This window comes from Streptomyces sp. bgisy159 (genome assembly GCF_965341775.1).
Lineage (GTDB): Bacteria > Actinomycetota > Actinomycetes > Streptomycetales > Streptomycetaceae > Streptomyces.
The window spans coordinates 1-18,552 of sequence record NZ_CBDQZH010000073.1; the positions used below are offsets into that span (position 1 = coordinate 1).

21 protein-coding genes are annotated in these 18,552 nt (G+C 71.0%); 9 read left to right on the top strand and 12 right to left on the bottom strand.

What is annotated here, in order from left to right:
• Window positions 1-114 precede the first annotated feature (114 nt).
• Window positions 115-573 carry a hypothetical protein gene (locus ACSLTV_RS34825; protein ID WP_432138865.1) on the top strand — a complete coding sequence of 153 codons (459 nt, stop codon included), beginning with the start codon at window positions 115-117 and terminating at the stop codon, window positions 571-573.
• 177 nt (window positions 574-750) lie between these two features.
• Complete coding sequence (locus ACSLTV_RS34830; protein WP_432138866.1) at window positions 751-1,482, top strand: nucleotidyltransferase family protein; 732 nt, start codon at window positions 751-753, stop codon at window positions 1,480-1,482.
• Window positions 1,483-1,738: 256 nt separating this feature from the next.
• On the opposite strand, the gene ACSLTV_RS34835 is transcribed toward ACSLTV_RS34830, so the two are convergent.
• The 7 genes from ACSLTV_RS34835 to ACSLTV_RS34865 form a co-directional block, all read right to left on the bottom strand.
• On the bottom strand, window positions 1,739-3,436 hold the full coding sequence (locus ACSLTV_RS34835; RefSeq protein WP_435613598.1) for a DoxX family membrane protein: 1,698 nt from the start codon (window positions 3,434-3,436) through the stop codon (window positions 1,739-1,741).
• 165 nt (window positions 3,437-3,601) lie between these two features.
• A complete protein-coding gene (rlmB, locus tag ACSLTV_RS34840; protein ID WP_432138868.1) occupies window positions 3,602-4,543 on the bottom strand; it encodes a 23S rRNA (guanosine(2251)-2'-O)-methyltransferase RlmB in 942 nt (313 codons plus the stop codon).
• An 88-nt stretch (window positions 4,544-4,631) separates the two neighbouring features.
• Window positions 4,632-6,032 carry a cysteine--tRNA ligase gene (gene cysS / locus ACSLTV_RS34845; RefSeq protein ID WP_432138869.1) on the bottom strand — a complete coding sequence of 467 codons (1,401 nt, stop codon included), beginning with the start codon at window positions 6,030-6,032 and terminating at the stop codon, window positions 4,632-4,634.
• Window positions 6,033-6,089: 57 nt separating this feature from the next.
• Complete coding sequence (locus ACSLTV_RS34850; RefSeq protein ID WP_432138870.1) at window positions 6,090-6,494, bottom strand: PPOX class F420-dependent oxidoreductase; 405 nt, start codon at window positions 6,492-6,494, stop codon at window positions 6,090-6,092.
• A 57-nt stretch (window positions 6,495-6,551) separates the two neighbouring features.
• A complete protein-coding gene (ispF, locus tag ACSLTV_RS34855; protein WP_432138871.1) occupies window positions 6,552-7,055 on the bottom strand; it encodes a 2-C-methyl-D-erythritol 2,4-cyclodiphosphate synthase in 504 nt (167 codons plus the stop codon).
• Window positions 7,045-7,809: a 2-C-methyl-D-erythritol 4-phosphate cytidylyltransferase gene (ispD, locus tag ACSLTV_RS34860; protein WP_432158621.1), complete on the bottom strand. Its 765-nt coding sequence runs from the start codon at window positions 7,807-7,809 to the stop codon at window positions 7,045-7,047. Before ispD ends, ispF begins: the two co-directional genes overlap by 11 nt.
• A 301-nt stretch (window positions 7,810-8,110) precedes the next feature.
• Complete coding sequence (locus ACSLTV_RS34865) at window positions 8,111-8,593, bottom strand: CarD family transcriptional regulator (protein WP_003953493.1); 483 nt, start codon at window positions 8,591-8,593, stop codon at window positions 8,111-8,113.
• 766 nt (window positions 8,594-9,359) lie between these two features.
• On the opposite strand from ACSLTV_RS34865, the gene ACSLTV_RS34870 reads away from it, so the two are divergent.
• On the top strand, window positions 9,360-10,007 hold the full coding sequence (locus tag ACSLTV_RS34870; protein ID WP_435613599.1) for a DUF461 domain-containing protein: 648 nt from the start codon (window positions 9,360-9,362) through the stop codon (window positions 10,005-10,007).
• 109 nt (window positions 10,008-10,116) lie between these two features.
• On the opposite strand, the gene ACSLTV_RS34875 is transcribed toward ACSLTV_RS34870, so the two are convergent.
• Both ACSLTV_RS34875 and ACSLTV_RS34880 read right to left on the bottom strand, forming a co-directional pair.
• Window positions 10,117-10,797 carry a response regulator transcription factor gene (locus ACSLTV_RS34875; RefSeq protein ID WP_076087010.1) on the bottom strand — a complete coding sequence of 227 codons (681 nt, stop codon included), beginning with the start codon at window positions 10,795-10,797 and terminating at the stop codon, window positions 10,117-10,119.
• On the bottom strand, window positions 10,794-12,302 hold the full coding sequence (locus tag ACSLTV_RS34880; RefSeq protein ID WP_435613600.1) for a sensor histidine kinase: 1,509 nt from the start codon (window positions 12,300-12,302) through the stop codon (window positions 10,794-10,796). The genes ACSLTV_RS34875 and ACSLTV_RS34880 overlap by 4 nt, the downstream gene beginning before the upstream one ends.
• Before the next feature lie 179 nt (window positions 12,303-12,481).
• Between ACSLTV_RS34880 and phoU the strand changes: the two genes are divergently transcribed.
• Window positions 12,482-13,186, top strand: coding sequence for a phosphate signaling complex protein PhoU (gene phoU, locus ACSLTV_RS34885; protein ID WP_432138875.1), 705 nt, complete (start codon window positions 12,482-12,484; stop codon window positions 13,184-13,186).
• Window positions 13,187-13,320: 134 nt separating this feature from the next.
• Window positions 13,321-13,476 carry a hypothetical protein gene (locus tag ACSLTV_RS34890; RefSeq protein WP_432138876.1) on the top strand — a complete coding sequence of 52 codons (156 nt, stop codon included), beginning with the start codon at window positions 13,321-13,323 and terminating at the stop codon, window positions 13,474-13,476.
• Between the two features lie 78 nt (window positions 13,477-13,554).
• On the opposite strand, the gene ACSLTV_RS34895 is transcribed toward ACSLTV_RS34890, so the two are convergent.
• Window positions 13,555-13,974 carry a nuclear transport factor 2 family protein gene (locus ACSLTV_RS34895; RefSeq protein ID WP_432158618.1) on the bottom strand — a complete coding sequence of 140 codons (420 nt, stop codon included), beginning with the start codon at window positions 13,972-13,974 and terminating at the stop codon, window positions 13,555-13,557.
• Between the two features lie 284 nt (window positions 13,975-14,258).
• Here ACSLTV_RS34895 and ACSLTV_RS34900 point away from each other — a divergent pair, with 284 nt between their 5' ends.
• On the top strand, window positions 14,259-14,567 hold the full coding sequence (locus tag ACSLTV_RS34900; protein WP_432138878.1) for a hypothetical protein: 309 nt from the start codon (window positions 14,259-14,261) through the stop codon (window positions 14,565-14,567).
• A 29-nt stretch (window positions 14,568-14,596) separates the two neighbouring features.
• On the opposite strand, the gene ACSLTV_RS34905 is transcribed toward ACSLTV_RS34900, so the two are convergent.
• Complete coding sequence (locus ACSLTV_RS34905; protein ID WP_432158617.1) at window positions 14,597-15,046, bottom strand: hypothetical protein; 450 nt, start codon at window positions 15,044-15,046, stop codon at window positions 14,597-14,599.
• A gap of 878 nt (window positions 15,047-15,924) precedes the next feature.
• On the opposite strand from ACSLTV_RS34905, the gene ACSLTV_RS34910 reads away from it, so the two are divergent.
• Complete coding sequence (locus tag ACSLTV_RS34910; protein ID WP_435613601.1) at window positions 15,925-16,134, top strand: hypothetical protein; 210 nt, start codon at window positions 15,925-15,927, stop codon at window positions 16,132-16,134.
• A gap of 226 nt (window positions 16,135-16,360) precedes the next feature.
• Here ACSLTV_RS34910 and ACSLTV_RS34915 read toward each other — a convergent pair whose 3' ends face one another.
• A complete protein-coding gene (locus tag ACSLTV_RS34915; protein ID WP_435613602.1) occupies window positions 16,361-16,762 on the bottom strand; it encodes a hypothetical protein in 402 nt (133 codons plus the stop codon).
• A 142-nt stretch (window positions 16,763-16,904) separates the two neighbouring features.
• Here ACSLTV_RS34915 and ACSLTV_RS34920 point away from each other — a divergent pair, with 142 nt between their 5' ends.
• Window positions 16,905-17,627 (top strand): hypothetical protein, encoded by a 723-nt coding sequence (locus tag ACSLTV_RS34920; protein WP_435613603.1) that lies wholly within the window; start codon window positions 16,905-16,907, stop codon window positions 17,625-17,627.
• A gap of 226 nt (window positions 17,628-17,853) precedes the next feature.
• The gene (locus ACSLTV_RS34925) at window positions 17,854-18,498 is read left to right on the top strand and encodes a hypothetical protein (protein ID WP_435613604.1); all 645 of its coding nucleotides are present in this window, start codon (window positions 17,854-17,856) and stop codon (window positions 18,496-18,498) included.
• Window positions 18,499-18,552: the final 54 nt, after the last annotated feature.

Here is an 18,552-nt window from a genome sequence, read left to right on the forward strand (position 1 = left end):
ACGGCGTTTTCGAGCAGCGTCCGTCAACCACCTACCCCCGAATCGGTGCGTCTGCATCCCCCGAACCGGTGACCAAATGTCGCCAAATCATTACCGGGCGCTACCCTCACTCGCGTGAAGCACTCCGTGAAGTACTCCAGCACCCCCAAGACGCGACGCGGCCGGGGCCCCGCCCGCCACATCGGCCGTTCCCTCGCCCTCGTCCTGCCTGTCGTCCTGGTGCTCTCCGGGACTCTCGCGGTCACCCGGGTCAACTGGTCGGGCGACGCCTCCGACTCGGTACTCACCGCCTCCGACGTCTCCACCGCGCACCGGGACGCCCCGCGCGCGCCCCACGACGTACTGCGCGACCAGCTCCTCGCCGAGCTTTACGACAAGGACCCGGGCGCCGCGCTCACCCACCTCCAGGCGGCGGTCAACGGCAAGCCGTCACTGGCCAAGCACTGCGCTTCCATCGCCCGTGCCCTCGGCCGCGCCGCCGTCCGCGTCTACGGCCCGACCCGGGCCCAGTCCTACGCCCGCCCGGTCTGCGACACCTCCTTCGCGTCGGGGGTGCTGGCAGCCCACAACTGATCCCGGCAAGGACGCGAGAACGCCGCGCACTTCAGGGGCGCGGGGATGTGCGCGATCCCCGTGGCAGCGGGGAACCGCGCGACCGGCCGCCCGCGTGCGGCACTAGCACACGGGCAGAACCCCGCCCCCACCCAGGCGCCCCCGGGCACGGCCGGGCGCCAGCGTAAAGTGCCGGTCATGACGCATCCGCACGCCGTGTCCCGACCCACGCAAGCCGTGATCCTGGCCGGTGGCCAGGGGTCGCGGCTGCGCCCGTACACCGACGACCGGCCCAAGCCGATGGTGGAGATCCCCGGCACCGGTACGCCGATCATCGGGCACCAGCTGACCTGGCTGGCCGAGGAGGGCGTCACCGACGTGGTGGTCTCCTGCGGCCATCTCGCCGAGGTGCTGCAGAAGTGGCTGGAGACGGCCGACCTGCCGGTGAACGTGACCACGGTCGTCGAGACGGAGCCGCTGGGCCGTGGCGGCGGCCTCAAGTACGCCGCCGCCCGCCTCCCGCACCCGGACCGCCCCTGGTACGCCACCAACGGCGACATCTGGACCCGGTTCTCGCTGCGCGACATGGCCGACTTCCACACCGAGCGCGACGCGGTGGCGACCCTCGCGCTGGCCCGGCCGCGTATCCCGTGGGGGGCGGTGCAGACCGACGGGTTCGGTCACATCACCGACTTCATCGAGGCGCCGCCGTCGACGTTCGAGATCAACGCGGGGGTGTACGTCTTCTCCGCCGGGTTCGCCGGCCTGCTGCCCGAGCGCGGGGACCACGAGCGCACCACGTTCCCGCGGCTGGCGCGGGAACGGCGGCTGGCCGGGTTCCCGATCCCGCAGGGAGCGTACTGGCGGGCCATCGACACGGCGAAGGACCTGACGGAGGCGGCGAAGGAACTGGCCGCCCTGGGGCGGTAGAGCCGACTCGTCTGCCCCGCCACCGCCAACTCGCAGCGCACAGCCGGAAAACCCCGCAGCGCAACCCGCAACCCGCAACCCGCGGAGCGAAAGCCACAGTCCCCGGAACGAACCCGCACCACCGGGCACCACCGCCGGCGATCCACGCGTCGGCCCGCGCCCTCCGCCGGCAGAGCAGGCCGAAGGGGCCCCGCACCACGTGCGGGGCCCCTTCGGCGGCGGGCGCCGGTCCGGTCGGTGGTCCGACGCGGCAGGCCTACCCCAGCAGGCCGCCCACCAGGCCCGGCTGGCCTCCCGAGGACGACGAGGGCGAGCCGCTGTCGGAGCCGCCCGTCGTCGAGGAGCCGCTGGTACCGCCGGAGGTCGGACCGGAGGTGGTGGTGCTGGGCGCCTGCTCGCGCGGCGGGGACTGCTGCGGCGGGGCCTGGCCCGCCGTGCCCTGCGTCTGGCTGGGAGCGCCGCCCGTGGCCGCCCTGCCCGTGTCGCGGGTGGGCGCGGGGGCGGTGGGCGTCCCGTCGGTGGCGGGGGCGGTGGTGGCGGCCTGCGTCGGGGACGACGACCGGCCTGGGCCCTTGCTCGCGCCGCCGCCGGAGGCACTCGGCAGCGGCGACCCCGGCAGCTCGTTGCGCGGCGGCTCGCCCGGCCCGGGCACGACCACCCGGTCGGCGTCCCGGACCGCGCCGCCGAGCAGCGAGCCGATCAGCAGGGTGAGGCCGACCGTGACGGCGGTGAGGAGGGCGCCCCGGCGCAGCACGAAACGGCGCAGCTCCCACAGTTCGGCGCGCGGGCCGAGCCGCCGCCAGGCGCTCGCGGCCAGCCGCCCGTCGACGGAGTACACCGGCGCGCCCGCGATGATCAGCGGGGACCAGGCGGCGAGGTAGATGATGTCGGGTGCGTCGTAGACCGGCACCGTCTTCCAGCTGACGGTGACGATGAGCGCGGCGGACAGCAGCGCGCCGACGACGGCCGCGACCCGCTGCCAGCAGCCGAGGACCGTCAGGACGCCGACGACGACCTGAAGGAAGGCGATGACGAGCCCGGAGCCGACCGGGTGCTGCAGCGCGAACTGCCTGAGCGGCTCGGCGACTTCCCACGGGTGGAGGGTGTTGAGCCACTTCACCATGGAGCCGCGCTCGCCGCCGTCGAAGTAGACGGGGTCGCACAGCTTGCCCATGCCGGCGTAGATGGAGATGAAACCGAGGAACACGCGCAGCGGCAGCAGAACCACGCCGAGGTTCATGCGGCGGCCGGGGTAGTACGCGTGCCGCGCCGGGTCGTCGGCCTGCGGCTTGGAGCGGCGGGAGGCCGACGCCCCGGTGTCGCCCCGGTCCCCGGCGTCGTCGTAGCCGTGGGCGGCCTGGTCGCGTTCGTCGTCGACGCTGCTGACCCCGCGCATCGGCGGCAGCAGCCGGTGTTCCCCGTCGCCGGGGCCGCGCTGGGCGCCGACGACCGGCGTCTGCAGGGTCTGCGCGGTGAGGTCGTGGTCGTATACGTAGTCGTCGCCGGGGTATCCGGAGCCGGGGCCGTCGGTGACGTCGATGCGCGGGATGACCTGGGTGGCCCCGGCGTCGCCCACCGGTTCGTCGACGGCGTGGCCGACGCTGCCGGCCCGTACCGCCTGGAGCAGCCGGTGGGCGCCGGTGTCGTCCGGAGCGGTCTGGCCGCTCCACACGACGGGCCGCCGCCGGGCGGCGCCGGCTCTGCCCGCAGCGCCGGCGCCGGGGATCCGCGCCGTGTCCTCGGCGACGCTCACGCGCCGTCCGATCCGCGGGGACTGGGCACGCCGAGTCGACGTGCCCAACTGCACGCGGAAGCTCGCGTGATTGACGATGACCTGCGCCGGATCGCTCGGCACCTTCACCATGCTCAGCGCGGGAGCGTCATCGAACCCGGAATCGAATCCCGACGAGCGGCCCCCCGTGGGTGTGCGGGGTGTTCTGGTGTCCACACTCATCTAACCGAGTGACGTGTGGTTAGGACACTGCTTTGACCCGCCGGATCTGTCCGGACCCCGTCAAGCTTGCCCGGAACACCCGGATCGCCCCGCACGGGCGACCGGCCGGACACGCGTTCCCACGCGCCGGCCCCGCGCCCGCCTCCAGCACCGCCCTACGGCCCCTCAGGCCCGGCGGCGGGCCGCCTCGTACAGCACGATCCCCGCGGCGACACCCGCGTTCAGCGACTCGGCGCCGCCCGGCATCGGGATCCGCACCCGGAAGTCGCAGGTCTCGCCGACCAGACGGGACAGGCCCTTGCCCTCGCTGCCGACGACGATGACGACCGGCCCCTGAAGGGCCTCCAGCTCGCCCAGCTCGGCCTCGCCGTCGGCGGCGAGACCGACGACCACGATGCCGGCCTTCTTGTACGCCTCCAGAGCGCGCGTCAGGTTCGTCGCGCGGGCGACGGGCGTCCGGGCGGCCGTACCGGCGGACGTCTTCCACGCGCCGGCCGTCATCCCGGCCGCGCGCCGCTCCGGTACGACGACGCCGTGGCCACCGAAGGCGGACACGGACCGCACGACCGCACCGAGGTTGCGCGGGTCGGTCACCCCGTCGAGGGCGACGATCAGCGGGTCCTCGCCCTCGTCGGCGGCCGCGGCGGCCAGGTCCTCGGGGTGGGCGTACTCGTACGGCGGGACCTGGAGGACCAGGCCCTGGTGGTTGAGGCCGTTGGTCATGCGGTCGAGTTCGGGGCGGGGGGCCTCCATGAGGTTGATCCCACCGCGCTCGGCGGCCAGCTGCAGCGCCTCGCGGACCCGCTCGTCGTTGTCGATGAACTGCTGGACGTACAGCGTCGACGCCGGCACGCCCTCGCGGAGTGCCTCGACGACGGGGTTGCGGCCGACGACCAGTTCGGACGTCGAGCGACCGCCGCCGCGCCGCTGCGGCGTGCGGCCCTGGGCGCGGCGCGTCTTCGCCTGTGCGGCGCGCTGCTTGGCGTGCCCCTTGCGCATCTCGGCGGGGGGCGTGGGCCCCTTGCCCTCGAGGCCCCGGCGCCGCTGGCCGCCACTGCCGACCTGCGCGCCCTTCTTGCCGGACATGCGGCGGTTGTTCCCGGCCATGACCTACCCGTCTTCGTGAAGCGTGTGGACGTACGTGAGTGCAAGTGTGCCGCCCGCGAGGCCGGGCGGCACACCCATGGTGTCGCGGTCAGCGCCGGCCGATGCTCCAGCGCGGGCCCTGGGGGCTGTCCTCGATGACCAGCCCGGACCGGCCGAGCTGGTCGCGGATGGCGTCCGCGGTGGCCCAGTCCTTGCGGGCCCGGGCCGCCTCCCGCTGGTCCAGGACCATGTGGACGAGGCTGTCGACCACGGCGTGCAGGTCCTCGCCCCGGTCCGCCTCGCCGGCCCAGTGGGCGTCGAGGGGGTCCAGCCCGAGGACGCCGAGCATCGCCCGCACCTCGGCGAGGCGGGCCACGGCGGCCTCCTTGTCGTCGGCGGCCAGCGCGCTGTTGCCCTGCCGGACGGTGTTGTGCACGACGGCGAGGGCCTGCGGGACGCCCAGGTCGTCGTCCATCGCCTCGGCGAACGCGGCCGGCACCTCGGGGGCCGGCTCGACGGCGCCGCCGGCCAGTTCGACGACGCGCTGCACGAAGCCCTCGATCCGGCCGAAGGCGGCGTCGGCCTCGCGCAGGGCTTCCTCGCTGTACTCGATCATCGACCGGTAGTGCGGGGTGCCCAGGTAGTAGCGGAGCACGATCGGCCGCCACTGCTTGACCATCTCCGAGACGAGCACGCTGTTGCCGAGCGACTTCGACATCTTCTCGCCGCTCATGGTGACCCAGGCGTTGTGCACCCAGTACCGGGCGAACTCGTCGCCGTAGGCCTTGGCCTGCGCGATCTCGTTCTCGTGGTGCGGGAAGACCAGGTCGAGGCCGCCGCCGTGGATGTCGAAGGCGGAGCCCAGGTATTTGTGGGCCATCGCCGAGCACTCCAGGTGCCAGCCGGGGCGGCCGCGGCCCCACGGCGTCTCCCAGCTCGGCTCTCCCGGCTTGGCCGCCTTCCACATCGCGAAGTCCCGCGGGTCCCGCTTGCCGGTCTCGCCCTCGCCCGAGGGCTGCAGGAGGTTCTCCAGCTCCTGGTTGGACAGGCTCAGGTACTCCGGGAAGGACTTCACGTCGAAGTAGACGTTGCCGTCCGCCTCGTAGGCGTGGCCGCGCTCGATCAGGCCGCGCATCATCTCGACCATCTCGGTCACATGGCCGGTGGCGCGCGGCTCGTACGTCGGCGGGAGGCAGCCGAGGGCGTGGTAGCCGTCGGTGAAGGCCCGTTCGTTGTCGTAGCCGATCGACCACCAGGGGCGGCCCTGCTCGGCCGACTTGGTGATGATCTTGTCGTCGATGTCGGTGACGTTGCGGATGAACGTGACGTCGTAGCCGCGGTACGCGAACCAGCGGCGCATGATGTCGAAGTTCAGCCCCGAACGGATGTGCCCGATGTGCGGGGCCGCCTGCACGGTGGCACCACACAGGTAGATCGAGACGCAGCCCGGCGTGAGCGGGGTGAAGTCACGGATCTGCCGGGCGCTGGTGTCGTACAGGCGAATAGTCACGGGTCCAGGGTAGTGGGCGCGGCGCGGCCCCATGCCCCTTGCCCCGGGGAAGGGACCTCACAACCGCCCGACGACCTTGCGCGGCCGGACCCGTACGACCACCCGCTCGGCGTCCTGGCCGGAGGCCGGGTTGAAGTCCGCGTACCGCTTTCCGGTGTACTTCTCGCTGAGCCGGTCGATGAGGTCCTGACCGCCGTCGGTGGTCATCTCGACGGTGCCGCGGATCTCGGCGTACTCGTACGGCTCCGCCGGGTTGAGGACGGTGACCGAGACGCGCGGGTCGCGGCGCAGGTTCAGGTACTTGCGGCGGTCGACGGTCGTGGAGAAGAGGATCTCGTCACCGTCCCGCATCACCCAGACCGGCGACAGCTGCGGGCTGCCGTCGGGCTGGACGGTGCCGACGACGATGAACACCTTGTCGTCGAGCACCGACTTCAGGCGGTCGGACAGTACGGCGGACATGGGCACCCTCCGAGGTCCAGGGGTCACTGGCAGTCGTGTGGGTACCCTCGCACGCCGTCAGCTCACCCGCACCACGAGTGCGGTCGCCACCCCCATCAGCCCCTCCTCGCGGCCCGGGAACCCGAGGCCGTCCGTCGTGGCGCCGGACACGGTCACCGGGGCGCCGGCCGCCTCGGAGAGGATCTTCTCGGCCTCCGCGCGCCGCTTGCCGATCTTCGGGCGGGGTCCGATCACCTGGACCGCGATGTTGCCGATGGCGAAGCCCGCCTCGCGGACGATACGGGCCGCCTCGGTGAGCAGGGTCACCCCGGAGGCGCCGGACCACTCGGGCCGACCGGTGCCGAAGTGCCGGCCCAGGTCGCCGAGGCCCGCCGCCGAGAACAGGGCGTTGCAGGCCGCGTGGGCGACGACGTCGGCGTCGGAGTGGCCGGCCAGGCCGGGCCCCTCGCCGTCCCACCGCAGGCCCGCGCACCACAGCTCGCGGCCCTCCTCGAAGGCGTGGATGTCGGTCCCGATGCCGACCCTGGGGAGCGGCGGCAGGGGCTGCTGCTCAGAAGCCATCGTTCAGCCTCCGCCGGGCCAGGACCGCCTCCGCGAGCACCAGGTCCAGCGGTCGGGTGACCTTGAAGGCCTCCTCGTGGCCGGGCACGGCCACGACCCGCTGCCCCAGTCGCTCGACCATGCCGGCGTCGTCGGTGACCTCACCCGTGACGGTCTCGTGCGCCCGGACGAGGATCGCCCGGTCGAAGCCCTGCGGGGTCTGCACCGCGCGCAGCCGGGCCCGCTCCGGCGTCGACAGCACCGGTTCGGGGTCGCCGGGCGTGGCGGCCGGTTCGACCTCCTTCACCGTGTCCGCGAGCGGCAGCGCGGGCACGACGGCCGGCGCGCCGTCGCGCACCGCCTCGATCACCGCGTCCACGGTGTCGACCGGCACCAGGGGCCGGGCCGCGTCGTGGACGAGGACGATGTCGTAGTCCGGCGGGATCGCGTCGAGGCCGAGCCGCACCGATTCCTGCCGGCTGTCGCCGCCGGGGACGACCGCGAAGTCGGTGCGCTCGGGCAGGGCGTGCGCGTCGAGCAGGGACTTCACTTCCGCCGCGCCGTCCGGCGGTGCCACGACGACCACGAGGGAGACCGCGCGGGAGGCGGCCAGCGCGCGCACGGCGTGGATGAGGATGGGCGTGCCGTTCAGGGTGCGCAGGGCCTTGGGGGCGCCCGGGCCGAGGCGTACGCCGCGGCCGGCGGCGGGGATGACCGCCGCCGTGCGGGCGGTCAGCCGGGCGGTCAGCGGGGAGGGAAGCGAATCGTCAGACATCGGTTCCTGTCAGGTTTGTGGCTTGAGCCTACGTGGGTATGGCCTGGGAGGAGTGCCGGGCGCGACTCCTTGACCGGACCCTTCCGTGACGCACCGGTCGAGGCAGCAGCCCGGGCCCGGCACACCGCGTACCTCGCGCGTTCCCGGTTCGCCCGGTCCGCGCGGGGAGGGTCGGTATCCACGCGCGGGGCACCGGCAGTGGCGTACGAACATGCCGCAGCGCCCGGCGACAGTGATTCGTCATCGGGCACCGCGGCATTTCGATGTGCTGGGTGTGTTGCGCCGGACCGGGGCCCTGACGTCAGGACGCGAGGACCTCGTCGAGCAGCGCCTCGGCCTTGTCCTCGTTGGTGTTCTCCGCGAGGGCGAGCTCGCTCACCAGGATCTGGCGGGCCTTGGCGAGCATGCGCTTCTCACCGGCGGAGAGTCCGCGCTCGCGCTCACGACGCCACAGGTCACGCACGACTTCCGCGACCTTGATGACATCGCCGGACGCGAGCTTCTCCAGATTTGCCTTGTATCGACGGGACCAGTTCGTGGGCTCCTCGGCGTACGGTGCGCGCAGCACCTCGAAGACCCGGTCCAGCCCATCCTGACCGACCACATCACGCACGCCGACGAACTCCGCATTGTCCGCTGGCACACGCACCGTCAGGTCACCCTGGGCGACCTTCAGCACCAAGTAGGTCTTGTCCACGCCTTTGATCTGGCGAGTTTCGATGGCCTCGATCAGCGCGGCCCCGTGATGGGGATAGACCACGGTGTCGCCAACCTTGAACGTCATGTGACAGGTACCCCTTCCGTGGCTATCCAGGGTAACACGGAAACGGCGGTTCCTGAATGGCGTTTTCGCAGGTCAGGGCATATCTCGGGGCTTGACAACAGCGACACGAACGTGCTTCGCGAGGCCTGTGGAAGCGGGTATTCGCAGGTCGGAGCCGCTGTTCACGCGCGGTGAAACACATGCGTCACACGCCTCCCGACCCGCGTCCGGGCAGCCGAACGTCCCCAAATGTCCGGTTCCAGATGTGCGACTTCCGCTACTCCGTTCGGTGGTCGGCGGGTGGTTCCGAGACGTTTCGGAAATTGATCACGCCATCCGCCGAAGGGGCCCTGAAGCACCTCCGAAGGGCACCGGAAGGGAACCCGGAAGGAGCTTCGGAAGCGGCTTCGGAAGTCGCCCCCGAACGGAGCGTGATCCATTTCGGGAGCGGGGGCGCATTCCTTCACAGGAAATCCCCGGCTCGCACGGGTGACGCTTATGTGAATGACGGGCGTCCGCGAGACACCGAAGTGACTGGCGAGTCACTTGTGGAGTGGCTGGCGAGTCACTTGTGGCCGGAGTGAGTGACGGGGATCGGGCATGTGTCGCGAAGGGCGGGACAGCTGTGACCGAGGGCACTCCGGGGGAGCCGCGCGGCCGGGCTGTCCCTTAGAGGCGGGTCGGGTGCGGTGACGCGGGAACGGCTCGATAACCTGAGGCCGCTGACAGATCCTTAGGGCGGCTTAATCAGGAAGGCCGCCCCTGCGTTCAAGGAGTTGCCGCCGCCGTGAGCAGCAGCCTTCGACGCGGCGCCCTCGCCGCCACCGCCCTCGTCCTCTCCGTCGCCCCGCTCTCCGCCTGCGCCGCCGGCAACGACGCGGCCACGCTGCAGATCAAGCCGGACAACGCGGCCACCAGCGTCGGCGTCATCAAGGTCCAGAACGCCCTGGTCATCACCGAGCCCGAACACGAGGACTCCGGGCCCGCCACGGTCTCGGCCACCCTCTTCAACAGCGGCTCCACGGACCAGACGCTGGACTCCGTCACCGTGGAAGGCGCCGGAGCGGCCGAACTGAAGCCCGCCGAGGGCCAGAGCAAGCTCGTCGTCCCGGCCGGCGGTTCGCTGATCCTCGGCGGCAAGGGCAACGCCTCCGCCCTGCTGCCCTCGGCCGGCGAGGCGGTGCAGGACGGCAACGCCCAGCAGGTCACCTTCACCCTCAGCGAGACGGGCGAGGTCGGCCTGCGCGCCTTCGTCGTCCCCGCCGTGAGCGACTACGCCTCCTGGGGCCCGAGCGACGTCCCGAGCGCGTCGGCGACCCCGTCCGCCTCGGAGAGCGCGCAGAGCGAGGAGCCCGCCGGGGGTACGGAGTCGCCGTCGGGTTCGGCCTCCGCCTCGGCTTCGGCCTCTGCCTCGGCGTCGGCCGGCGAGAGCTGATCCGCTCGCCCGCGGACTCCGCGGACCACACGGGAAGGGCGGCACCCGCGCGGGGTGCCGCCCTTCCTGTCATCCGCCGGTCCGTCGGTCCGCCGGTACGGACTGCGGCCTACGGCTCGAACTTGTAGCCCAGCCCCCGCACCGTGACCAGGTAGCGCGGGGCGCCCGGGTCCGGCTCGATCTTGGCGCGCAGGCGCTTGACGTGGACGTCGAGGGTCTTGGTGTCGCCCACGTAGTCCGCGCCCCAGACCCGGTCGATGAGCTGCATCCGGGTGAGGACGCGGCCGGCGTTGCGCAGCAGCATCTCCAGCAGGTCGAACTCCTTGAGGGGGAGGTCGACCTTGGAACCGGAGACCGTCACGACGTGGCGGTCGACGTCCATGCGCACCGGACCGGCCTCCAGCGCGGCCGGAGCGACCTCCTCCGGCTCCCCGCGCCGCCGCAGCACGGCGCGGATGCGGGCCACCAGCTCCCGCGACGAGAACGGCTTGGTGACGTAGTCGTCGGCGCCTATCTCCAGACCGACGACCTTGTCGATCTCGCTGTCCTTGGCGGTCACCATGATCACGGGAACGTTGGAGCGGCCGCGCAGCTGACGGCATACCTCCGTACCGGGCAGCCCCGGCAGCATCAGGTCGAGGAGGACGAGATCGGCGCCGTTGCGCTCGAACTCGTCGAGGCCGTCGGGGCCGGTCGCCGCGACGGCGACCTCGAAGCCCTCCTTGCGGAGCATGTACGACAGGGCGTCGGAGAAGGACTCCTCGTCCTCGACGACGAGCACACGGGTCACGGATGGACCTCCGGAGCGGAAAGCGTTTCGTACGCGGTGGAGTCGGGGGGTTGGTGGGTTCGGGTGTGGGAGGGAACGTGGGAGGAGGCGTGCGAGGTACGGGCCGAGCTGTGGGGGGAAGCCTGGTGCGGGTCCGCGTTCGCGGAGGGACCGGGGGTGCGGTCGGCGGAGGGGCCGGGGGCCGGTCCGGCGGCGGGGCCGGAGGCCGGAGGGGTGCCGTACGCGGAGTCGTCGTACGGACGGGAGCCGTCGTACGCGGACTCGTCGTACGGGCCGAACTCGTCCTCGTACGGGCCGGACTCGTCGTCGTACGGAGCGTTCGCGATGCCGGGGCCGGACTGGCCGCGGTCCCGGCCGGTGCCCGCCTCCGGGAGCCGCAGGGTGAAGGTGGAGCCCTGTCCCTCGGCGCTCCACACCGTGACCTCCCCGCCGTGCGAGGCGACCACGTGCTTGACGATCGCCAGCCCGAGGCCCGTGCCGCCGGTGGCCCGGGAGCGGGCCGGGTCGACGCGGTAGAAGCGCTCGAAGATGCGGTCCTTGTCCTTGTCGGAGATGCCGATGCCCTGGTCGGTGACGGCGATCTCGATCATGTCCCCGCCGGGCGCGGTCACCCGGCGCGCGGCGATGCCGACGCGGGTGCGGGCCGGGGAGTAGTTCACGGCGTTCTCGACGAGATTGCCGAGCGCGGCGGCCAGCTGACCGCGGTGCCCCCACACGCGCAGGTCGGCGGTTCCGCCGGCGGCCATGGTGATCTGCTTGGTGCCCGCCTGGTGCCGGCAGCGGTCCATGGCCTCGGCGACCAGCTCGTCCACCCGGACCGGCTCGGCGTCCTCCAGCGGGTCGTCGTTCTGCACCCGGGAGAGGTCGATGAGTTCCTGGACGAGGTTGGTCAGGCGGGTGGCCTCGATCTGCATGCGGCCGGCGAAGCGCTGGACGGCCTCCGGGTCGTCCGAGGCGTCCAGGACGGCCTCGGAGAGGAGGGAGAGCGCGCCGACCGGGGTCTTGAGCTCATGGCTGACGTTCGCGACGAAGTCGCGCCGTACCGCCTCGATGCGCCGGGCCTCGGTGAGATCCTCGACGAGGAGGAGCACCAGCCGGGAGCCGAGGGGGGCGACCCGCGCGGAGACGGCGAGCGCCTCGCCGCGGCCGGTGCCGCGCCGCGGGAGGTCCAGCTCGACCTGGCGTATCTCCCCGTCCCGCCGGGTGTCCCGGGCCATCTGCAGCATGGGTTCCACGGAGAGCTTGCCGCCGCGGACCAGGCCGAGGGCGTACGCGGCCGAGCTGGCCTTGACGACCCCGTCGGCCTCGTCGAGGACGACGGCGGAGGACCGCAGCACGGAGAGCACGGTGTCGACGCCCGGGGGCAGCACGGGGTCGGTGTGCAGCGAGGTGCGGGTGGGGCGTTTGAGGTCGCGCTCGCTCCAGCGGAACGCCAGCATGGCGATGACACCGGTGAGCACACCGGCGATCGCAGCCGCTGCGGCGACCGCCGCGTTCACGTCCATGCGTCAAGGTTAGGCATGGCGAAGGACCTGGCCACAGCTGTCGCGGTGCGACCTCGAACACTCGTCGCCCAGAGTTCACCTTGGAGCCAGGGGTGGTTCATTTGGGGTGACGGAAACCGACGCGTACGGGGCGGAACGTGGGAACGTGGCCCCAGGAACACGGAGGAGAGGGAACCCTGATGCGTGACGCGTACCACGAGGAACTGGACTCGATCGGCGACGGTCTGGTGGAGATGGCCCGGCTGGTCGGATCGGCGATCGGACGCGCCACCACCGCGATGCTCGACGCCGACCTGAAGCTGGCCGAGAGTGTGATCGAGGGCGACAAGAAGGTCGACGAGCTGCAGCACGACCTGGAGGCCCGGGCGATAGCACTGCTGGCCCGGCAGCAGCCGGTGGCGACGGACCTGCGGATCGTGGTGACGTCGCTGCGGATGTCCGCGGACCTGGAGCGGTCCGGCGACCTCGCCCAGCACGTCGCCAAGCTGGCGCGGCTGCGGTTCCCGGAGCGGGCGGTTCCGCGTGACCTGCACGCGACGATCCTGGAGATGGGCCAGCTGGCGCAGCGCCTGATGGCGAAGGCCGCCGAGGTGATCATCACCAAGGACGTCGACCTGGCGCTGCAGCTTGAGCAGGACGACGACGAGATGGACCTGCTGCACCGGACCCTGTTCCAGCACCTGATGGACGAGCGCTGGAAGCACGGCATCGAGACGGCGGTCGACGTCACGCTGCTGGGCCGCTACTACGAGCGGTACGCCGACCACGCGGTCGCCGTCGCCAAGCGCGTCATCTTCCTCGTCACCGGTGAGCACGCGGACGACCTCCAGCAGGACCTCCCGCCGGAGATCCAGCCGACCATGCCGGAGCCCGAGGGGGCGTAACGGGGCCCCGCGGGGCTCCCCGGCCGGCCCAGGGGCGCGTGCAAGCCACTGTGCGCCGTTGATGCGCCCAGTGATCGGGGCATCCAATGGGCAAAGGCACGCAGCCTCTAGGCACGAAGCCTCAAGGAGGGACCATGGCCGATTCCCCCAGCACGAACCCCGACCCCGCGCAGGAACGCCCGACCGAGGAACCCACGCCGATCACCAGTCTCAACCTGATCGCCGCCTGCGGCTGCGGCTCGGGCTGCGGCTGCGGCTGCCAGTCGGGGGCGCCCTGCCAGTGCGGCTGAGCACGGCACCCGGCGTACGACGAAGAGGGGCCCGGCGACACCACGTGATGCCGCCGGGCCCCTCTTCGCTGCGCTCCCTCACGGGGCGCAGGCCCGCGCGATCGACAGACTGTTCTCGTACAGGTGATGCCGCACGATCCGTCCGTTCTCCACGGTGAGCCGCAGCGCGAACGGTCCCTCGAAGGACTTGCCGGTGGCGCGTACGGTCCCCGCCAGGTACCCCGTCACCACGGCGTCGGGGCCGTCCACGACCACCGCGTCGACGGACGCCCGAGCCGCCTCCGGCACGGTGTGCTCCGCCAGTTCGGCTCCCTGAGCCGCGCATTCGGCGGCGGTGGACCGGGGCCGGATCCACGGCACCCCGGGATTCTCGGCGAGCACCCAGTCCACCTCGTCGGCGAACAACTCGACCAGCCGCCCGGTGTCCCCGGCCAGCCTCGCCGCGAGGAACTCCGCCACCACAGCCCGGGTGGTCCCGGCCTCGGTCCCCACAGACATACCCGCTCCCTTCACCGACACGACTCCCGACACGACTCCTGACACGACTCCCGGCGGGGCGTCCTGCCGGGAGTCCGATCCTTCCTGTCGGGGCCGGGGTGGTCGATTACCTCGGGGGTCATGCCGCTGTCTCGGGGGCCATGCCGCCCCGGATCTCGGGGGGTCATGCCGCCCCGGATCTCGGGGGGCCATGCCGAGATCTCAGGGGTCATGCCGCCCCGCGGCGGTCGTCCACGCCTCGTTCGGGGTTGCCGTGCCTCGCTGCTCCGCCGCAGGATCGGGGGATGTCCACATCGATCGGCGCACGCACCGCCGACCCGTGCCCGCGGTGCCTCGTCGACCACGTCCGCACGGGCCTCCCCGAATTCGTCGGAGAGGGCACGGTCGTCGCCTACGGCTGCGACCGCTGCGGCCACACGTGGTCCCGCCCGGTCGAGGACGACCTCGACGTGCACGACACCGTACGGGTCGACCTCCCCCACGCCACCCTCTACGGCACCGTCCGGCAGGTGGCGGACGACCGGGTCGAGGTGCACGACACGAAGAGCGGCCGGGTGGTGTGGGCCGAGCTGTGGAGGGTCATCCTCTACTGACCACCCCCTCCCCCCACGCCAGGCCGCTCCTACTCCAAGTGATCGCGCACGACGTCGAGGAACGCCCGCCGGTTGGGACGTATGTACGCCCAGACCCTCTCGTCCTGCGGATCCCCCGGGTCGTCGGGGCCGTTTCTGATCACGTTCTGGACGTCGTACGCCAGACGACGTGCCGCCTCGTTCACCTCGGGCGCGCACAGCATGTGGATGGTCTTCTGCGCCACCCACATCCTGTCGATGGACTGCTTCGCCCGGGCTTGCCACTGCTCGTCAGCCATTCCGTGGTGGTAGCGGTCCACGGCGACCCGTTCGGCTTCCTGCACCGCCGACAGGAAGCCGACGAGATGGGTGACGCGTTCGTCGCGACGCGCCTCGGCACGTTCACGAGCGCTCCGTCGCATCTCGGCCCGCTCCGACGCACGCCCCAGCGAGTACTGGGCCAACGTCGATACGCCTCCGCCGAGTACCACACCGAACAACGGCAAAAGTGTCGATGTCACACCTCACCGTGACACCGCCCCGACGGCCGTCATGGCTTTTCCGTGTATTTCACACATTCTCGCTCCGCGTGGTATATCCCCGCATGGTGTATCCGAGCCCTCGGCCGCCGCTCAACGAATGGCCTGGGCGCGGCTCCACCCCCCTCGCCGCCGACCGGCCTTCGCCGTGCCTTCCCGCCCGCTGCTCCCCACTCGATCCGGCGTGCTGCCCAACGGGCCACTCGGAACTGGCGGTGAGGAATTGAACCGGACACTGACACGGCCCACGTGCCCCCTCTGGGGACACGGCACGTCGAGCGGTCGCGGCGCCGGGTCGATGACGGCGTACGTCGCACGCTCGCACCCTCGTCGGCGAGGCCAACCCGCGGGGTATTTAGGCCGGTTGTGGTCCGAAGTGTGACCAGAAGCCGGGTTACCCGCGACCTTCCGGGGAAGGATTTCAAGTGCATGTCAGTGAGTCAGAGGGGGCTGCTCATGAGCGATACATCACGGTCACGACCCGACAGGACAGAGCCGGGGCCGCCGTCTGCGCGCGGCACCGACCGCTTCAGCGACGGTCCCCCTGATCCCCTCGCCTCGCTGCTGGCCAAGGTCAACAACGGGGAACACATTCCGACCCTTGGAGACAACGCGGACGGCGAAGACCGCGACCCGCGTGACGAGGAATGGCGGGAACATGACCGCCGCGGCCCCTATGCGCAGGGGCGTCGCCGGAGGAACTGACGCAAGGCCGGGTCCCCGTCTGGGGCGGGCCGCCGCGTGAGGCACGACCCGTGTCACGCTTTCACTGACGCTAGGTGCCCCGCGGCAGCAAACCTTGTTGCCCGGTGAGCCACCTATCGGCTTCGATCGTAGCCATGACCGACGGCGCCACAGTCGACGTTGCCGACGAGGAAATCCTCAGCAGCCAGATCCTCCGGGGTCTCAAGGCACTCCGTGATCATCTGGGCTGCTCGCTGCACGAGGCCCTGGACGTCCTTGCCGCCAGGTACGAGGTACTGAGGGTGGAGCGTCCGGGCGACTTCATATGTGGTCATGACGAGTACTGGGCCGGCTTCCACTCGTGAGGGTGTGCCTGCCGCTGACAGGCTGCGTCGAACGCACTCAGCTTGGGAAGCTGCGGACATCGAGAACCGTTCCTGAGCGCTGACCTGCTCGAACAGCAGGTTCGCGACCTCTGCGAACCCGGCTGCCTTCACCGTGATTCCCCGCGGTTCCCCGCTCGATCTGGTGCGCTTGTGGTGCGGTCGCTATCGGTATTGGGCCCTACGAACCGGCCCGCCTGCAAGCGCCTCAGAGATGCTGCTTGGCAGCTCTGACCAGTCGGCTGATGCCGTCACGAGTCCGGGCCCTGCCCTCGTCGAGGTCTGTTCTGCTGTCTGTCTTGGACAGTGCCGTGATGTTGGCAAGCACGTCCTCTGCGGACCGGCTCAGCGCCTCGTCATCGATCAGCATCTGCACTCGAAACAGCGCCTCTTGCGCCTTGGAGCGCAGGTCGTAGGCACGGATCCGCACCGTGTCAGGGGCCTCCGGCGGTGGCTGTTCGTGCTCGCAGAACCAGAGGTGCACCAGGCAGCGGCGATAGTTGACCAACGCGCCGGCGTAGGCGGAGAAGGCATCGAGACGCTCCCGCCGCAGCTTCTCGCGGCGTGTGAGCTGGTGGCTCCTGTCGGTGGTGCGCTGCTGGAACGCCATAGTGATCCCCGAACCGAGCAGCGTCCCCAGGACGGCTATGCCACTGGCGATGATGGTCTCCGCAGCCCAAGTTGATCACGAGACGGGACGGCCGAGCTTGGAACCCCGAGGTGATGTCTGACCCTCGTGCCATCATCCTTGCGTGCTGAAGATCCCCGGCTACGAAGGTGGCCCTCTGGTGCAGGGCACTGCTTACCTGGACGATCCGTTGTTCTGGCCCGTGCACCTCGGCTCCTGCCTGCGTGGGGAGGACGCACAACGAGCTGCGTTCGGCGCCGACTGGGACGCGGCAATGGATCTGTACCATGCGTTGTCCGCCGAGCGGGAGTGGCCGGTGTTCAGGGTGCCTCTGTCCTCGGGGCACACGGTCCATGCCGTCTACCGCAACATCGAGGACGACCGCGGGGTGGACTATCTGATACATCACCCGGCGTGGTCCGTAGCGGAGACCCTCGCTGTGGATGACGGGCATTTCATGGGGCCCGGCACGGCCTGGCCGGAGTTGCTGTCCACTGCCCGACAGCCGGCCACGGAAGGCGCTGCCGACCCCGACGTCCGCCTCTTGCTCCTCTTTCCGACACTCGGCGACGCGCGGCTTCCCGACGACGCAGCCGTTGCCCTCACCACGGCGCTCACCGCCCTTACCCTGGTCGAAGAGCCTGCCGAAGTGGCGGACATGCTCCTGGAGAACCAGGGCCAATGGACTCCCGCTCACTGGAGGCGCGCAGACGGTGTCTGGATCAACGACGGTGGGCACTCGTACCGAAACCCCGGCAACGCCTTCGCTCTGCCCGAGCATCGCCTTCGAGAGATCAGTAACGCACTGAACGACGGGGAAGCGGCGGCTCACCAGACATCTGGCTGAAGCTCTGAGCTGGGGAAGCTCGGGTTCTCTCCGGACGGCTTCAAGGGGCTGTCCTGCGGCGGATCCGGAACGGGAACAGGGTGGCTGCTGGCGGTTCCCCGCTAATCCCCTTGGCTCTCCGCCAGATCTGGTACGCAGCTGGCACGCAACTGGCAAGCTGTTCGGTGCGCCGCCAGCAGTTGGCAGGGCGCGCGAACTCTACTCGTACGCCCCTACGATGCAGGCCATGGGCACATCCGATGCCGAACCACTCATACGCGCCTGCTGGCTCTCCTGGCTCGCGGTCGCGACGGTAGATCGCGCGGAAGTCGCGAAGGCCCTCGGCTTGACGGACATACGGGAGACCACCTGGGCCGACGGGGTGGAACTCATCGACCAGGTGGCACACGACGAGGAGGAGCCGTTCTCCGCGGTCGTCGTCGTTCCACCCATGCGGGGGTGGACCCTGGTCGTCGGACCGTACTTCGGCCTGCCCTATCCGGAGCAAACGGCGCATGTCTCCGAGCTATGCCGAGCGTTGAGCGAGCGGTTCGGCGCAGCCCAACTCTTCTTCCACAGTGAGCAGAACGACGGGGAGGCGTGGCTGATCGCCGAACACGGGCGGATCGTCAGACGGTGGATCAGTGAGTACCCGGAGCTCGCGCTGGGCGAACCGTTCGGAGTCGAGCGACGACTCCTCGACACATTCGGCATCCTGGGGAAGCCCGAGGAGCTCGACTCTGGCAGTGATTTGGCCTGCGACTGGGCGGCGACCTTTGGTGATTGCTGGGCGACGACGGTCGCGGAGGAAGCCAGCGTCAACCCCACCACAGCCGCCGCCCAGCCCTCGAACAGCAGCATGCTGGTGGCGGTCGCGCCCACCATTGCGTAGGTGCACCGGCCGGCCACCACGGGCAGCCTGGCCGACGTGGAGGTCAGGACGGGA

Bases quoted from the DNA above. Each gene is read 5' to 3' on its own strand.
- ACSLTV_RS34830 (WP_432138866.1), top strand. From the start codon at position 751: ATGACGCATCCGCACGCCGTGTCCCGACCCACGCAAGCCGTGATCCTG.
- ACSLTV_RS34835 (WP_435613598.1), bottom strand. From the start codon at position 3,436: ATGAGTGTGGACACCAGAACACCCCGCACACCCACGGGGGGCCGCTCG.
- rlmB (WP_432138868.1), bottom strand. From the start codon at position 4,543: ATGGCCGGGAACAACCGCCGCATGTCCGGCAAGAAGGGCGCGCAGGTC.
- ACSLTV_RS34850 (WP_432138870.1), bottom strand. From the start codon at position 6,494: ATGTCCGCCGTACTGTCCGACCGCCTGAAGTCGGTGCTCGACGACAAG.
- ispF (WP_432138871.1), bottom strand. From the start codon at position 7,055: ATGGCTTCTGAGCAGCAGCCCCTGCCGCCGCTCCCCAGGGTCGGCATC.
- ispD (WP_432158621.1), bottom strand. From the start codon at position 7,809: ATGTCTGACGATTCGCTTCCCTCCCCGCTGACCGCCCGGCTGACCGCC.
- ACSLTV_RS34865 (WP_003953493.1), bottom strand. From the start codon at position 8,593: ATGACGTTCAAGGTTGGCGACACCGTGGTCTATCCCCATCACGGGGCC.
- ACSLTV_RS34880 (WP_435613600.1), bottom strand. From the start codon at position 12,302: ATGGACGTGAACGCGGCGGTCGCCGCAGCGGCTGCGATCGCCGGTGTG.
- phoU (WP_432138875.1), top strand. From the start codon at position 12,482: ATGCGTGACGCGTACCACGAGGAACTGGACTCGATCGGCGACGGTCTG.
- ACSLTV_RS34890 (WP_432138876.1), top strand. From the start codon at position 13,321: ATGGCCGATTCCCCCAGCACGAACCCCGACCCCGCGCAGGAACGCCCG.
- ACSLTV_RS34895 (WP_432158618.1), bottom strand. From the start codon at position 13,974: ATGTCTGTGGGGACCGAGGCCGGGACCACCCGGGCTGTGGTGGCGGAG.
- ACSLTV_RS34900 (WP_432138878.1), top strand. From the start codon at position 14,259: ATGTCCACATCGATCGGCGCACGCACCGCCGACCCGTGCCCGCGGTGC.
- ACSLTV_RS34910 (WP_435613601.1), top strand. From the start codon at position 15,925: ATGACCGACGGCGCCACAGTCGACGTTGCCGACGAGGAAATCCTCAGC.
- ACSLTV_RS34915 (WP_435613602.1), bottom strand. From the start codon at position 16,762: ATGGCGTTCCAGCAGCGCACCACCGACAGGAGCCACCAGCTCACACGC.
- ACSLTV_RS34925 (WP_435613604.1), top strand. From the start codon at position 17,854: ATGGGCACATCCGATGCCGAACCACTCATACGCGCCTGCTGGCTCTCC.